The organism is Rhizobium sp. J15 (genome assembly GCF_002531825.1).
In the GTDB taxonomy this organism is placed as follows: Bacteria; Pseudomonadota; Alphaproteobacteria; order Rhizobiales; family Rhizobiaceae; genus Rhizobium.
In genome coordinates this window covers 262755-276153 of the sequence record NZ_NWSX01000002.1, presented here as the reverse complement: position 1 = coordinate 276153, position 13399 = coordinate 262755, and the positions used below count along the sequence as shown (strand labels likewise).

Genomic DNA, 13399 nt, shown 5'->3' with positions numbered 1-13399 from the left:
GAGAAGGAATATCGGCCTTGGCAATCTGGCTGGATCAGGCATCGGAAGGTTTCGAGCAGCGTTTCGCCGCCTTTCTGACGACGAAGCGTGAAGTCTCCGAGGATGTGAACACCGTCGTTCGCGCCATCATCGATGATGTCAGGGCCCGCGGCGATGTGGCGCTTGCCGAATATTCGCGAAAGTTCGACGGCATCGATTTCGCCACCGTGCCGATGCGCGTCACGCCTGAGGAGTTCGACGCGGCCGTCGAGGCGGTGCCTGCGGAAGTGCTGGGGGCGCTGAAGCTCGCGGCGCTGCGCATCGAATCTCATCATCGCCGGCAGCTGCCGAAGGACGATATATACGAGGACGACATGGGCGTCGGCCTCGGCTCGCGCTGGACGGCGATCGAGGCGGTCGGCCTCTATGTTCCCGGCGGCACCGCGAGTTATCCGAGCTCGGTGCTGATGAATGCGGTGCCGGCCAAGGTCGCCGGCGTCGAGCGCATCGTCATTGCCGTTCCCGCCACCGGCGGCGCCGTCAATCCGGCGGTTCTGGCGGCCGCCAAACTCGTGGGTGTGACCGAGATCTATCGTGTCGGAGGCGCCCAGGCGATCGCCGCTCTTGCCTATGGCACCGAGACGATCGCGCCGGTCGCCAAGATCACCGGCCCCGGCAATGCCTATGTCGCTGCCGCCAAGCGCCATGTCTTCGGCACCGTCGGAATCGATATGATCGCCGGCCCCTCAGAGGTGCTGGTCATTGCCGATAAGGACAACAATCCGGATTGGATCGCCGCCGACCTCCTGGCGCAGGCCGAGCACGATGTCAGCGCCCAGGCGATCCTGATCACCGACAATGCCGAATTCGGCAAGGCGGTGGAGCAGGCGGTCGAACGCCAGTTGAAGACGCTGAACCGCGCCGAGACGGCGGCGATAAGCTGGCGCGATTTCGGCGCGGTCATCCTCGTCTCCGATCTGCAGCAGGCCATTCCGCTGGCGAACCGCATCGCCGCCGAACATCTGGAGCTTGCCGTCGCCGATCCCGACCCGCTGCTTGACGGCATCCGCAATGCCGGCGCAATCTTCATCGGCGCCCATACGCCCGAGGTGATCGGCGATTATGTCGGCGGTTCGAACCATGTGCTGCCGACCGCGCGTTCGGCGCGCTTCTCCTCCGGCCTTTCGGTGCTCGATTTCGTCAAGCGCACCTCGATCCTGCGCCTCGGCCCGCAGCAGTTGCGGGACCTCGGCCCGGCGGCGATCGCACTGGCCGTCTCCGAAGGCCTCGATGCCCATGCGCGGTCGGTTGCGATCCGCCTCAACCTCGAAAGGTGAGGGCATGGCGAAGGGCGATTTCCGGCTTTGCGACGTCGTCCTGGACGATACGATCGGCCGTTCGACGCCCGATGTCGAGCATGAGCGCGCCGTCGCCATCTTCGACCTGATCGAGGAAAACAGCTTCGAGCCGCTCGGCCATGCCGGCGGGCCCTATCGCCTGAGCATTTCGCTGGTCGATTCGAAGCTGGTTTTCGGCATCACCACCGAAGAGGGCGGCGACGTCGCCACCCATATCCTGTCGCTGACGCCGTTCCGGCGTATCGTCAAGGATTACTTCATGATCTGCGAGAGCTATTACGAAGCGATTCGTTCGGCGACGCCAAGCCGCATCGAGGCGATCGACATGGGCCGCCGCGGCATCCACAACGAAGGTTCGCAGACGCTGAGGGACAGGCTGGCCGGCAAGATCGAGGTGGATTTCGACACCGCCCGGCGTCTTTTCACGCTGGTCTGCGTGCTTTACTGGCGTGGATGACGGCCATGGAACTCGCCGCCGACGTCGAGGACGGAAAGAGGCCGGGCGCCATCCTCTTCATGTGCGGGCTGAACGCCATCCGCTCGCCGATGGCTGAGATCATCGCCCGTAGCATTCTGCCGGCCAATACCTATATACGGTCTGCCGGCGTTCGCGCCGGCGAGCGCGATCCCTTCGTCGATGTCGTGCTCGATGAGATCGGGCTCTCCCTCGGGCGCCGCCAGCCGCAGACGCTGGATGAGCTCGAGGATGATTATTTCGATCTGATCATCACGCTTTCGCCGCAGGCCCATCATGCAGCGCTGGAGCTGACGCGGTCGAACGCCGTCGATGTCGTCTACTGGCCGACCATGGATCCGACGGTCGTTACCGGAACGCGCGAGCAGATTCTGGAAAGCTACCGCGAGGTCCGCAATCACCTTGCAGGCCTCATCGAAAGCCGGCTGCTGAAAAGAAAAGGCGTTGCCGCGCAATCGGCATGAAAACAAATGACGGAAAGCCTGATCAACAAGGTTCACAAACCTGCCTTGATTGTGTAGTTTCCGCGCAAATTTTAAAGGCGCGCGCTGCGCTGCCTCTTCAACCCACAGGAAGAAAACCACTATATGCCGAAAGAAGAAGTCCTCGAATTCCCGGGAATCGTCACCGAACTTCTGCCGAATGCGACATTCCGCGTGAAGCTTGAAAACGAGCATGAGATCATCGCCCATACGGCCGGCCGCATGCGCAAGAACCGCATCCGCGTTCTCGCCGGCGACAAGGTGCTTGTGGAAATGACGCCCTATGACCTGACCAAGGGCCGCATCACCTACCGTTTCAAGTAAGCTTACCCCGCCCCCGTCTGCCGATGGTCGAGGTTCCATGGCGCTGAAATACAAGCTCATTCTGGCCTCGGGCTCGCCCCGTCGCGTCGACCTGCTCAATCAGGCCGGCATCGAGCCTTCGCGCCTGATGCCGATGGATATCGACGAAACGCCGAAAAAGTCGGAGCATCCGCGCTCGCTCGCCCGAAGGCTTTCGGCTGAGAAAGCGGAAGCCGCCCTTGCCGCCATCAAGGGCGATATCACCTGGAAGGGTAGCTATATCCTCTCGGCCGATACGGTGGTCGCCGTCGGGCGGCGGATTCTCGGCAAGGCCGAATTCGCCGATGAGGCGTTGAGTTCGCTGCATCTGCTTTCCGGGCGAAACCATCTCGTCTACACCGGCGTTTGCCTGGTGACGCCGGATCGCAAGATCCGCCAGAAGATCGTAGAGACCAAAGTGCGCTTCAAGCGTCTTTCCGGCTTCGAGATCGAAAACTACCTGGCGTCGGGTCAGTGGCGCGGCAAGGCGGGCGCCTACGGCATACAGGGTCTCGCCGGCACCTTCGTGCAGAAAATGGTGGGCTCCTACACCAATGTCGTCGGCCTGCCGCTTTATGAAACGATTGTACTTTTGACCGGCGAAGGCTTCGACGTGCATAGCCGGTGGCCCGAGGGCTGAGCCCGAATGCCGATGCGAAAGCGCGGCATGATCTTTCGGATCAGCGCGTCGCGCTTCCAGACTTTGTTTTCCGCATGTCGTTATCGCAAAACCGTGCACACTTTTGTGCGACATGCTTTAGGACGGACGATCATGCCTGAAGAAAAGAAAGCAGCCGCCAAGGTCGAGCCGCTGCGCAAGACGCGCCCATGCCCCGAATGCGGCAAGCCCTCCAGCCGCGAACACTATCCCTTCTGCTCCAACCGCTGCCGCGAGGTCGATCTTTCCCGCTGGCTGACCGGTTCCTATGCCATTCCGGTGGCCGACGATGAAACCAAGGCCGATTATCCGGACGAGGAAAACTGAAGAATTCCGCCCGCGAAGCTCTTATTTTTCCTCATGAATCCGCAAAACCGGCACGACCGTCAAAAAAGAGTCATTTGACGCTTGCCATGGCCGAACAAGATGCTATAACCCCGCTCGCTTCCGGGGTGAACCAAGGCCCCGCGGTAGAGATGCCATTGGAAGCAGGTTAGCCCAGGTAGCTCAGTTGGTAGAGCAGCGGATTGAAAATCCGCGTGTCACTGGTTCGATTCCGGTCCTGGGCACCACATCACTTTTCCAAATCAATCTCAGCGGCTGCCCAGAACGAACAGGCTCTCGTCGAGGCTTGCGATTCATCGGTTTTCAGCGTCACTGCCGATAAGCTCGGGAAGATTTGGCACAAAAGACGCTTCCGCTTGCCAAAAAACCATAATTGTCTCACCTAGATATTATTTCGACCCCCGGCACTATGAATCGGATCAAGACTAAATGCGCATAGCCTATGTTTTTCTCGGTGCATTTCTTGCACTAGCACAGTCCGCATATGCAGAGGTCGCATCGCCGCCCGATCTGGCGCCGCTGAAGCGGCAGGCGCAGGCCGCCGAATTGAGCGCAGAATTTCTCTCGCGCTATAGCTACAAACCCGTTCCGCTCGACGATGCCTTGTCGGCAAGGGTCATGGATCAGTTCATCAAGTCGCTTGATCCGGACCGCATGCTCTTCCTGCAGGCCGACGTCGACAAGTTCATGGCTGACCGCAACAAGATCGACGATGCCATCGAACGGCAGGACCTGAAAATCCCGTTTTCGATCTTCAACGCCTATGAACAGCGTGTGGTCGACCGCATGACCTACGCACGCGGCCTGCTGAAGCAGGGCTTCGATTTCAGTGCGCAGGAAAATTATTCGGTGCTTCGCGACAAGGCGCCCTGGCCGCAGTCGGAAGCGGAGAGCAACGAGCTTTGGCGCAAGCGCGTCAAGAGCGACTGGCTGCGGCTGAAGCTCGGCGGCAAGACCGATGCGGCCATTCGCGAAACGCTCGACAAGCGTTATGAAAATACGCTCGAGCGCGCCTACAAGTTTAAAAGCGACGACGTTTTCCAGTCGTTCATGGATGCCTATGCCACGTCGATCGATCCGCACACGGATTATTTCGGCGCGGCCGCTTCAGCCGACTTCAATGTTTCGATGAAGCTTTCGCTGTTCGGCATCGGTGCGGTGCTGCAGGAACGCGACGACTACACGACGATCCGTGAACTCGTGCCCGGCGGCCCGGCCCAGCTCTCCGGCAAGCTCGCCGTCGGAGACCGCATTACCGGCGTCGGCCAGGGCAAGGACGGGCCGATCAAGGAAGTGGTCGGCACGCGCCTCGATGAAGTCGTACAGATGATCCGTGGGAAAAAAGGCTCCGTGGTGCGGCTGGATATCCTGCCGGCGGATGCCGGAGCCGATGGCACGCACCGCGTCGTCAACCTGGTGCGCGATAAAATCAATCTCGAAAAGCAGGCTGCCAAAAAGTCCGTGCTGTCGGTAAAGGCGGGCGAAGCCACTCGCAAAGTCGGCGTGATCACTCTGCCGGTATTCTATGAGGATTTTGAAGCCAGGCACAAAGGCGACAAGGACTATAAGAGTGCAAGCCGTGACGTCGCCAAGCTTCTCGGCGAACTGAAACAGGAAAAGGTCGACAGCGTTCTCATCGACCTGCGTAACAATGGCGGCGGTTCGTTGGACGAGGCGATCGATCTGACGGGCCTCTTCATCGGCAAGGGCCCGGTGGTTCAGCAGCGCAGCAGCGACGGCAAGGTCGAGGTCAAAAGCGCCGAGTTTGCGGCGCCTGTCTGGGATGGCCCGATGGGTGTCTTGATCAATCGCGGCTCGGCCTCGGCTTCGGAAATTTTCGCCGCGGCAATCCAGGACTACGGCCGCGGCGTGGTGATCGGCGAACCGAGTTTCGGCAAAGGTACGGTCCAGACCGTCGTCGATCTCGACCAGATCGTTCGCAACAGCAAAGCCGAATATGGTGAGCTGAAGGTGACGATCGCCCAGTTTTTCCGGGTCAACGGCGGCACGACACAGCTGCACGGCGTGACGCCCGACATCAGCTTGCCGGGACTTTCCGATCCGACCCTCTTCGGCGAGACCAGTTACGACAATGCCCTGCCGTGGGCAGAGATCAAGCCGGCGAAATACGCCCCGGCCGACACCGTCGCGAGACTGCTGCCGACATTGCAAAGCCGCCACGATGCGCGGGTCAAGGGCGATCCGGATTTTCAACGTCTGGTACAGGATATCGCCGACCTGAAGGCGCAGCGCGAGAAGGGCGTCATCTCCTTGAACGAGGCAGAACGGCGCAAGGAAGCGGCCGCTCGTGAAGCCCGGTTCAAGTCCCGGGCGCAGGCGAGCGGTGGCGAAGATCCCGGCGAAGATGATGGCCTGGAGTCGGGCGAGCGCAGCCTGAGCGCCGATATCGCCATCGAAAATGCCCGCAAGAATGCAAAAGACGTCCTGCTGGACGAAGCCGCCGCTATCGTCGGCGACGAGGCGGATTTGCAGCAAAGCGTGCTCAACGCGGCGACCAAATAACCGGACGACGGACGGAGATATTCATGCCGGCCTGCGCTTTCATTTGCGCAGGCTTGCATAGCGGAATGATTGCAGAGTACGCCGCCAAATCATGGGCCGCCAACAGCGGCATACCGAGAACCGCCGAGATCAAAGGCTTCACGGCTGTGCCGGGAGTGCCGCTTCCGTCAGTCATTGCAGACGTCTGTCGCCGATGCCAGAATTGTGGAACATTGACTTGCATCCACGAAAGACTAAACTTTAAGCATCGCTAACATGCTCCGCACGGCAATGGCAGCGGAGGGTGCGAGTGGCTGGGCAACCTTGAGGAGGATGAGGTTTGCCGTGGACTATCGTGTTGTTCTGCTGATTGCCATCCCAGTTGTTGCCCTTTCCCCTGCTGACGCGGGGGCGCAGGAGGGCGATGCGACGGCGGGTGCCACCGTTTTCAAGAAATGCGCGACCTGTCATGTCGCCGATTCCGATACGAACAAGGTCGGTCCGTCGCTGAACGGGCTTTTCGGCCGCACGGCCGGGACGCATCCGGGCTTTGCCTATTCGAGCGGGATGAAGGCGGCCGGTGAGGGCGGCCTCGTCTGGGACGAGGCGACGCTGCGCGACTATCTGCACAATCCGAAAGCGAAGGTGAAGGGCACGAAGATGGCCTTCGCAGGGGTCAAGGATGATCAGGAGATCACCAATCTCGTCGCCTATCTCAAGCAATATTCCAAATGAAGGGCAATACCCCAAATGATCAGTTCCGGCTGACGGCGCCTGCTTAAATCGCCGTAATTGCCGAGATTTTCTATCTGTGCGATAATAAACTCGACATTTTTCTGGAATGAGGTTTCACGGTCGCTCAGCCCAGGAGGGGCGGAAATGGCTGTTGTGCTGATTCTCGTCCTGCTTGTCGTCGGCTCCGTGCTGTTCCATGTGCTGAGCCCGTGGTGGTGGACGCCGATCGCGTCCAATTGGACCTATATCGACAGCACCCTCGTCATCACCTTCTGGATCACCGGCATCGTCTTCGTGGCGGTGATCTCCTTCATGGCCTATTGCGTCCTGCGTTTCCGCCACCGGCCGGGCAATCGGGCTGCTTACGAGCCTGAGAACCGCGGGCTGGAGTGGCTGCTGGCGGGAGGGACTGCGGTCGGCGTCGCGGCCATGCTCGCGCCGGGCCTTATCGTCTGGAACCAGTTCATCACGGTGCCCGACGATGCCGCCCCGGTCGAGGTCGTCAGCCAGCAGTGGCTGTGGAGTTTCCGTCTGCCGGGCGCAGACGGCAAGCTCGGCCGCGCGGAGACGCGCGACATCACTGCCGAAAATCCGCTCGGGCTGGACAAGAACGATGCAAGCGGGCTCGACGACGTGATCGTCGAAGGCGGCGAATTGCATCTGCCGGTCGGCAAGCCGGTGCGCATATTGTTACGATCGGTCGATGTCCTGCATGATTTCTATGTGCCGGAATTCCGCGCAAAGATGGACATGATCCCCGGCATGGTCACCTATTTCTGGTTCACGCCGACGCGTACGGGAACGTTCGAGGTTCTCTGCGCCGAACTCTGCGGCGTCGGCCATCCGCAGATGCGTGGCACCGTCATCGTCGACAATGACGCTGACTACCAGGCCTGGCTCGAGCAGCAACAGACATTCACCCAGCTGACGGCGTCCTCGGGAGACGCGCCGCCGGCGAACTGAACTGGCGGGAAGAGGGAAGGCCGCGTGCCGGTCGAATCAACCGGCGGGAAGGAAACGGAGGAGATATCATGGTCGAGATTCCGTCCAGCGGCGCAGGCGCCATCCCAGCCGCCGAAGTCGAGGATGTCGAGCTCTATCATCCCCACAGCTGGTGGACGAAATATGTGTTCAGCCAGGATGCCAAGATCATTGCCGTCCAATATTCGCTCACCGCCATCGCGATCGGACTGGTGGCGCTGGTGCTCTCCTGGCTGATGCGGATTCAGCTCGCCTTTCCCGGCTATTTCGCCTTCATCGATGCCGATCACTATTACCAGTTCATCACCATGCACGGCATGATCATGGTGATCTATCTCCTGACAGCGCTCTTTCTCGGCGGCTTCGGCAACTACCTCATTCCGCTGATGGTCGGCGCCCGCGACATGGTCTTCCCCTACGCGAACATGCTGAGCTACTGGATCTATCTGCTCGCCGTTCTGATCCTCGCCGCGGGCTTTTTCGCGCCCGGCGGCCCGACGGGGGCCGGCTGGACGCTTTATCCGCCGCAGGCAGTTCTGTCAGGCACGCCGGGGGGCAAGGATTGGGGCATCCTGCTGATGCTCTCCTCGCTGATCGTCTTCATCATCGGCTTCACCATGGGCGGGCTGAATTATGTGGTGACCGTGCTGCAGGGGCGGGCGCGGGGCATGACGCTGATGCGCATGCCGCTCACCGTCTGGGGCATCTTCACCGCGACCGTGATGGCGCTGCTTGCCTTTCCCGCTCTCTTCGTCGCCTGCGTCATGATGATGTTCGACCGTCTGCTCGGCACCAGCTTCTTCATGCCTGCGATCGTCGAAATGGGCGAGCAGCTGAAACATGGCGGCGGCAGCCCGATCCTTTTCCAGCACCTGTTCTGGTTCTTCGGGCATCCGGAAGTCTATATCGTCGCGCTGCCTGCATTCGGCATCGTTTCCGACCTGATCAGCACCCATGCGCGCAAGAATATCTTCGGCTACCGCATGATGGTCTGGGCGATCGTCATCATCGGGGGCTTAAGCTTCGTCGTCTGGGCGCACCACATGTATGTCAGCGGCATGAACCCGGCCTTCGGCTTTTTCTTCGCCACGACGACGCTGATCATCGCCATCCCGACGGCCATCAAGGTCTACAACTGGGTGCTGACGCTCTGGCGCGGCGACATCCATCTGACGCTGCCGATGCTCTTTGCGCTCGCTTTCATCGTCACCTTCGTCAATGGCGGCCTGACCGGCCTCTTCCTCGGCAATGTCGTCGTCGACGTGCCGCTGTCGGATACGATGTTCGTCGTCGCGCATTTCCACATGGTCATGGGTGTCGCGCCGATCCTCGTCATCTTCGGGGCGATCTATCACTGGTATCCGAAGGTCACGGGGCGCATGCTGAACGAGGCGCTCGGCCAGATCCATTTCTGGGTCACCTTCCTCGGCACCTATGCGATTTTCTTTCCGATGCATTATCTCGGTCTGCTCGGCGTACCGCGCCGTTACTTCGAACTCGGAGAGATCACCTTCGTGCCGCCTTCCGCCCACACGCTGAACGTCTTCATAACCGTCATGGCGCTCGTGGTCGGTGCGGCGCAGATGGTCTTCCTGTTCAACCTGGCCTGGAGCCTTTTCCGGGGCCGGGAGGCCGGCGGCAATCCATGGCGGGCGACGACGCTCGAATGGCAGACGCCGCAGACGCCGCCCGCGCACGGCAACTGGGGCAAGGATCTGCCTGTCGTCTACCGCTGGGCCTATGATTACAGCGTGCCCGGCGCGGCCGAGGATTTCATTCCGCAGACGGTGCCGGCAGATGGCAGCGCAACCCGGGAGAGCCCGGCATGAACGTCACGCTGATCTTCCTTGCCGCGATCGGCGCCATCATCGTCTGGTGGCTCGCCGGACAGCGGCTGACCTCGAAGCCCTGGCTCGAAACCGGGTCTGTGCAGATGCCGCATCATGCGAGCGCCGAACGGCCGCCGGCGCCGGCCGTGAAAATCGGCCTCTTCGTGTTTCTCGGCGTCGTCGGCGCCGTTTTCAGCCTAGGCGTCAGCGCCTATTTCATGCGCATGGCCTCGGCGGACTGGTGGGCGACGCCGGTTCCGCGCCTCCTCTGGGTGAACACCGCGGCACTGGCCCTCAGCAGCGTTTCGCTGGAATGGGCGAAAAGCGAAGCGGGGCATGGCCGCATGCAGCGCCTGCGCCCCGCACTTGCCGCTGCCCTTGCTCTTGCCGTCTTCTTTCTCGCCGGACAGATCCAGGCTTGGCGGGAACTCGCGGCGGCGGGCTACGTGCTTGCCGACAATCCCGCCAACAGCTTCTTCTATATGCTGACCGGCCTGCACGGCCTGCATATTCTAGGTGGGCTCGCCGTGCTCGCGCACACGACGGTGAAGGCGTTTGCAAGCGAGGTCGCGACGGACAGGCTCAGCCTCAGCGTCGAGCTTTCCGCCATCTATTCGCATTTCATGCTTGCCGTCTGGCTCCTGCTCTTTTCGCTCTTTGCCGGATGGGCGAACGATTTCGTCGATCTCTGCCGCACATTGCTGAACTAGGAGATTTGTTGATGGCACAGACTGTCGAGACACATGGCGAAGCTGCCCTCAGGCCGGCAGGCCTGCGCGGTGTCGCCGCCGATTTCAGCTCGGATCAGCGCGCCTTCAAAACCGCCTCCTGGGGCAAGGCGATGATGTGGATCTTCCTGTTGAGCGACACCTTCGTCTTCGGCTGTTTCCTGATCGCCTACATGACCGCCCGCATGTCGACGCCGGTCGCATGGCCCAATCCGAGCGAGGTCTTCGCGCTGCATATCGGCGGCCAGGACGTTCCGCTGATCCTGATCGCCATCATGACCTTCGTCCTGATCTCGAGCAGCGGCACCATGGCGATGGCGGTGAATTTCGGCTATCGCCGCGACCGTCATAAGACCGCGATGCTGATGCTGCTGACGGCCCTTCTCGGGGCGACATTCGTCGGCATGCAGGCCTTCGAGTGGACGAAGCTGATCACCGAAGGCGTGCGCCCCTGGGAAAATCCATGGGGCGCGGCTCAATTCGGGTCGACCTTCTTCATGATCACCGGCTTTCACGGCACTCATGTCACGATCGGCGTCATCTTCCTCCTCATCGTCGCCCGCAAGGTCTGGCGGGGCGATTTCGATGTGGAGCGGCGCGGTTTCTTCACCAGCCGGAAAGGCCGATACGAGGCCGTCGAGATCATGGGCCTCTACTGGCACTTCGTCGACCTGGTCTGGGTCTTCATCTTCGCGTTTTTTTATTTGTGGTGAGGTCGTCATGAGCGAGACAACGGCGCACGCGCAAGCCCAAACGGCACATGTCGAGGCACACACCGGGCAGCAGCACCCGATCCGGCTCTATCTCGTCGTCTGGGGCCTGCTCTTCGTGCTCAGCGCCTTTTCCTACATGGTCGATTATCTCGGCATCCAGGGTTATATCAGATGGACGCTGATCCTTGTGTTCATGATGCTGAAGGCCGGCCTGATCGTTGCCGTCTTCATGCATATGGCCTGGGAGCGGCTGGCGCTCGTCTATGCCATCCTGCTGCCGCCGCTGCTGGTGCTGGTGTTCGTCGCATTGATGGTATCGGAAGCCGATTATACCATCTTCACCCGGCTCGCCTTCTTCGGCGCTACGCCCTGAAGCGGGCAAGCCGCCCTATTCGGATGGCCTCACACGCGTCCAGAACTCGTTGAACGCCACTGAATCGAAGAAGGCCGAGGCGCGCACGATGCGTCCGTCGCGCATGTCGAGGAACCAGGCATAGGTGTTGACGTAGGGCTTGCCATCGCGGGCGATACCGCGGGCGTCGAAAAAGACGATCACGGTGTCGCCATCGGCATAGAGGTTGCGGATGACGGGCTTCAGTGGCGCTTGCATGCGGGCATTGAAGGGGCGGATCACCTCTCGCAGGAAGGTCTCGCGGTTCGGATAGGTTTTCGATGCCAGCGAGTAGCCTTCGATCGTCCAGCGGGCGTCGTCGGCAAGCAGGTCGTAGGGGCTGCCGGTGCCGGCTGCCCATGCCTCAAAGCCGGCCTCGACGGCCGTCTTGTTGCGGCGTTCGGTCTCGCTCGGCGCCTGCGGCGCAGCGCGCGCTTCGAGGCCCGTTAGCGCCAGAAGAGTAGCGGCGATGCCGAAGGCAGCGTTGACGATGCGGCGGCCGGTTGAATCGGGACGGCGGACGACTGCGTTTGCAGTGGCGGACATGGCTTCCTCCGATGATTGGGGTATTGGCGCGGCACCCGCCGACCGGGTGCCGCTCGCCGTAAAGGTCACATCAGATCTGGTTTTCCCAGGCTTTGAGCTGGTGGTCCTTCAGCATGTCCTCGATGACCTTCGGAACCACGTTGCGGAACTTGCCGGTGTCGGCCGGGACGACCTCGATCATGCGGTCGATCATCTCCTTGGGATCCATCTTGCCTTCCGGCGTGGCGAAGAAATCGTCGAAGCCCTTGCGCAGGTCGGCGCGCTTGGTGAAATTCCTGCTGTCATCCAGCCAGCGGAAGGGATTGTCGGCCATCGTCTCGTTATAGCCCGTGTAGTAGGCGCCCGGATTGATGGTCTGGATCTTGATGCCGTAGTGGCTGAGTTCCTGCTGCAGCGCTTCGGCGATCGATTCCAGCGCGTGCTTGGTGGAGACATAGGTGCCCCAGTTGGCCGGGGTGAACAGTCCGCCCATCGAGGAGGTGAAGACGACTTTGCCCTTCCTGCCTTCGCGCACCCATTTCTGGACGACGCCCTGGGTCAGCACCAGCGGCAGGAAGACGTTGATTTCATAGTTCTTGCGAACGAGTTCGATCGGAATTTCCCAGACCGGACCGGCTTCGCCCATGCCGGCATTGTTCCAGAGCACGTCGAAATCCCAGCCCTGCGCCTGTTGAATATCGTAATGGTCGGTGAGATCGAGGCGCTCGACGCGGAAATTTTTGAGGCCGAGGGCGGCGGCTTCCTCGCGCAGCGGCGTGACTTGCGACGAAACCTGCGTGGTTGCGATGATGGCGTGGCCGTTCCTGGCCATGCCGATGGCGGCGCCTTTGCCGAATCCGGAGCCTGCGCCGGTGATCAGAATGGTTTTACTCATGATCGGTTCCTTTCGATCTGCTTGGAGTTGAAACGGCGGCTTAGCGCGCGATGGCGGCCGCTGCGGCCTGGGCAATGTCGAGGTCCTGGGAGACGGCCCCGCCGGATATGCCGACGGCGCCGATCAGGACTCCGTTTCCATTGGTGAGCGGGATGCCGCCTGCGAAGACGACGAGGCCGCCATTGGTCTGCTCTAGGCCGAAGGAGGTGCCGCCGGGTTTGCAGAATTCGCCGATCGCTTCGGTGCGCATGGAAAACAGCACGGCCGTCCGGGCTTTGCCGATGGCGATGTCGATGGAGCCGAGGAGAGCGCTGTCCATGCGCGCGAACGCCTTCAGGTGCGCTCCGGCATCAAGGACTGCAATATTGACCGCAATGCCGATTTCTTCTGCCCGCGCCTCGCCCGCGGCGATGATCCTGCGGGCCTCGTCGATGGTCATCATCTCCTGCCTCCTTTTTTCG

16 protein-coding genes and 1 tRNA gene are annotated in these 13399 nt (G+C 61.2%); 14 read left to right on the top strand and 3 right to left on the bottom strand.

Annotated elements, in window-relative coordinates; genetic code table 11:
* Positions 1-17: 17 nt before the first annotated feature.
* The 14 genes from hisD (at position 18) to CO670_RS03250 (ending at position 11500) form a co-directional block, all read left to right on the top strand.
* On the top strand, positions 18-1316 hold the full coding sequence (gene hisD / locus CO670_RS03315) for a histidinol dehydrogenase (protein WP_097588948.1): 1299 nt from the start codon (positions 18-20) through the stop codon (positions 1314-1316).
* Positions 1317-1320: 4 nt separating this feature from the next.
* On the top strand, positions 1321-1794 hold the full coding sequence (locus CO670_RS03310; RefSeq protein WP_097588947.1) for a UPF0262 family protein: 474 nt from the start codon (positions 1321-1323) through the stop codon (positions 1792-1794).
* The gene (locus CO670_RS03305; RefSeq protein WP_176538861.1) at positions 1791-2276 is read left to right on the top strand and encodes a low molecular weight phosphatase family protein; all 486 of its coding nucleotides are present in this window, start codon (positions 1791-1793) and stop codon (positions 2274-2276) included. Before CO670_RS03310 ends, CO670_RS03305 begins: the two co-directional genes overlap by 4 nt.
* Before the next feature lie 123 nt (positions 2277-2399).
* The gene (gene infA, locus CO670_RS03300) at positions 2400-2618 is read left to right on the top strand and encodes a translation initiation factor IF-1 (protein ID WP_003545338.1); all 219 of its coding nucleotides are present in this window, start codon (positions 2400-2402) and stop codon (positions 2616-2618) included.
* Positions 2619-2655: 37 nt separating this feature from the next.
* Entirely contained in the window at positions 2656-3276 is a 621-nt protein-coding gene (locus CO670_RS03295; RefSeq protein ID WP_010028866.1) for a Maf-like protein, read from the top strand.
* 132 nt (positions 3277-3408) lie between these two features.
* Positions 3409-3621, top strand: a complete 213-nt coding sequence (yacG, locus tag CO670_RS03290; RefSeq protein WP_088676783.1) for a DNA gyrase inhibitor YacG — start codon at positions 3409-3411, stop codon at positions 3619-3621.
* A 169-nt stretch (positions 3622-3790) separates the two neighbouring features.
* Positions 3791-3866 (top strand) — tRNA-Phe (locus tag CO670_RS03285).
* A gap of 202 nt (positions 3867-4068) precedes the next feature.
* A complete protein-coding gene (locus tag CO670_RS03280) occupies positions 4069-6162 on the top strand; it encodes a carboxy terminal-processing peptidase (RefSeq protein ID WP_097588945.1) in 2094 nt (697 codons plus the stop codon).
* 324 nt (positions 6163-6486) lie between these two features.
* On the top strand, positions 6487-6876 hold the full coding sequence (locus tag CO670_RS03275) for a cytochrome c family protein (RefSeq protein WP_245425735.1): 390 nt from the start codon (positions 6487-6489) through the stop codon (positions 6874-6876).
* A 144-nt stretch (positions 6877-7020) separates the two neighbouring features.
* Complete coding sequence (locus CO670_RS03270) at positions 7021-7839, top strand: cytochrome c oxidase subunit II (protein ID WP_097588943.1); 819 nt, start codon at positions 7021-7023, stop codon at positions 7837-7839.
* Positions 7840-7907: 68 nt separating this feature from the next.
* Positions 7908-9686: a cytochrome c oxidase subunit I gene (gene ctaD / locus CO670_RS03265; protein ID WP_097588942.1), complete on the top strand. Its 1779-nt coding sequence runs from the start codon at positions 7908-7910 to the stop codon at positions 9684-9686.
* The gene (locus CO670_RS03260; RefSeq protein WP_097588941.1) at positions 9683-10396 is read left to right on the top strand and encodes a cytochrome c oxidase subunit 3; all 714 of its coding nucleotides are present in this window, start codon (positions 9683-9685) and stop codon (positions 10394-10396) included. Before ctaD ends, CO670_RS03260 begins: the two co-directional genes overlap by 4 nt.
* Positions 10397-10407: 11 nt before the next feature.
* Positions 10408-11127, top strand: coding sequence for a heme-copper oxidase subunit III family protein (locus CO670_RS03255; RefSeq protein WP_097588940.1), 720 nt, complete (start codon positions 10408-10410; stop codon positions 11125-11127).
* Between the two features lie 7 nt (positions 11128-11134).
* Positions 11135-11500 carry a cytochrome C oxidase subunit IV family protein gene (locus tag CO670_RS03250; protein WP_097588939.1) on the top strand — a complete coding sequence of 122 codons (366 nt, stop codon included), beginning with the start codon at positions 11135-11137 and terminating at the stop codon, positions 11498-11500.
* Positions 11501-11515: 15 nt separating this feature from the next.
* Here the strand turns inward: CO670_RS03250 and CO670_RS03245 are convergent, their stop codons facing one another.
* From CO670_RS03245 to CO670_RS03235, 3 genes are all read right to left on the bottom strand, one after another.
* Complete coding sequence (locus CO670_RS03245) at positions 11516-12064, bottom strand: nuclear transport factor 2 family protein (RefSeq protein ID WP_097588938.1); 549 nt, start codon at positions 12062-12064, stop codon at positions 11516-11518.
* Positions 12065-12134: 70 nt separating this feature from the next.
* Complete coding sequence (locus CO670_RS03240; RefSeq protein WP_097588937.1) at positions 12135-12938, bottom strand: SDR family oxidoreductase; 804 nt, start codon at positions 12936-12938, stop codon at positions 12135-12137.
* A 40-nt stretch (positions 12939-12978) separates the two neighbouring features.
* Positions 12979-13380, bottom strand: a complete 402-nt coding sequence (locus CO670_RS03235) for a heme-binding protein (protein ID WP_097588936.1) — start codon at positions 13378-13380, stop codon at positions 12979-12981.
* Positions 13381-13399: the final 19 nt, after the last annotated feature.

Bases quoted from the DNA above. Each gene is read 5' to 3' on its own strand.
- CO670_RS03310 (WP_097588947.1), top strand. From the start codon at position 1,321: ATGGCGAAGGGCGATTTCCGGCTTTGCGACGTCGTCCTGGACGATACG.
- CO670_RS03305 (WP_176538861.1), top strand. From the start codon at position 1,791: ATGACGGCCATGGAACTCGCCGCCGACGTCGAGGACGGAAAGAGGCCG.
- infA (WP_003545338.1), top strand. From the start codon at position 2,400: ATGCCGAAAGAAGAAGTCCTCGAATTCCCGGGAATCGTCACCGAACTT.
- CO670_RS03295 (WP_010028866.1), top strand. From the start codon at position 2,656: ATGGCGCTGAAATACAAGCTCATTCTGGCCTCGGGCTCGCCCCGTCGC.
- yacG (WP_088676783.1), top strand. From the start codon at position 3,409: ATGCCTGAAGAAAAGAAAGCAGCCGCCAAGGTCGAGCCGCTGCGCAAG.
- CO670_RS03280 (WP_097588945.1), top strand. From the start codon at position 4,069: ATGCGCATAGCCTATGTTTTTCTCGGTGCATTTCTTGCACTAGCACAG.
- CO670_RS03270 (WP_097588943.1), top strand. From the start codon at position 7,021: ATGGCTGTTGTGCTGATTCTCGTCCTGCTTGTCGTCGGCTCCGTGCTG.
- ctaD (WP_097588942.1), top strand. From the start codon at position 7,908: ATGGTCGAGATTCCGTCCAGCGGCGCAGGCGCCATCCCAGCCGCCGAA.
- CO670_RS03260 (WP_097588941.1), top strand. From the start codon at position 9,683: ATGAACGTCACGCTGATCTTCCTTGCCGCGATCGGCGCCATCATCGTC.
- CO670_RS03255 (WP_097588940.1), top strand. From the start codon at position 10,408: ATGGCACAGACTGTCGAGACACATGGCGAAGCTGCCCTCAGGCCGGCA.
- CO670_RS03250 (WP_097588939.1), top strand. From the start codon at position 11,135: ATGAGCGAGACAACGGCGCACGCGCAAGCCCAAACGGCACATGTCGAG.
- CO670_RS03245 (WP_097588938.1), bottom strand. From the start codon at position 12,064: ATGTCCGCCACTGCAAACGCAGTCGTCCGCCGTCCCGATTCAACCGGC.
- CO670_RS03240 (WP_097588937.1), bottom strand. From the start codon at position 12,938: ATGAGTAAAACCATTCTGATCACCGGCGCAGGCTCCGGATTCGGCAAA.
- CO670_RS03235 (WP_097588936.1), bottom strand. From the start codon at position 13,380: ATGATGACCATCGACGAGGCCCGCAGGATCATCGCCGCGGGCGAGGCG.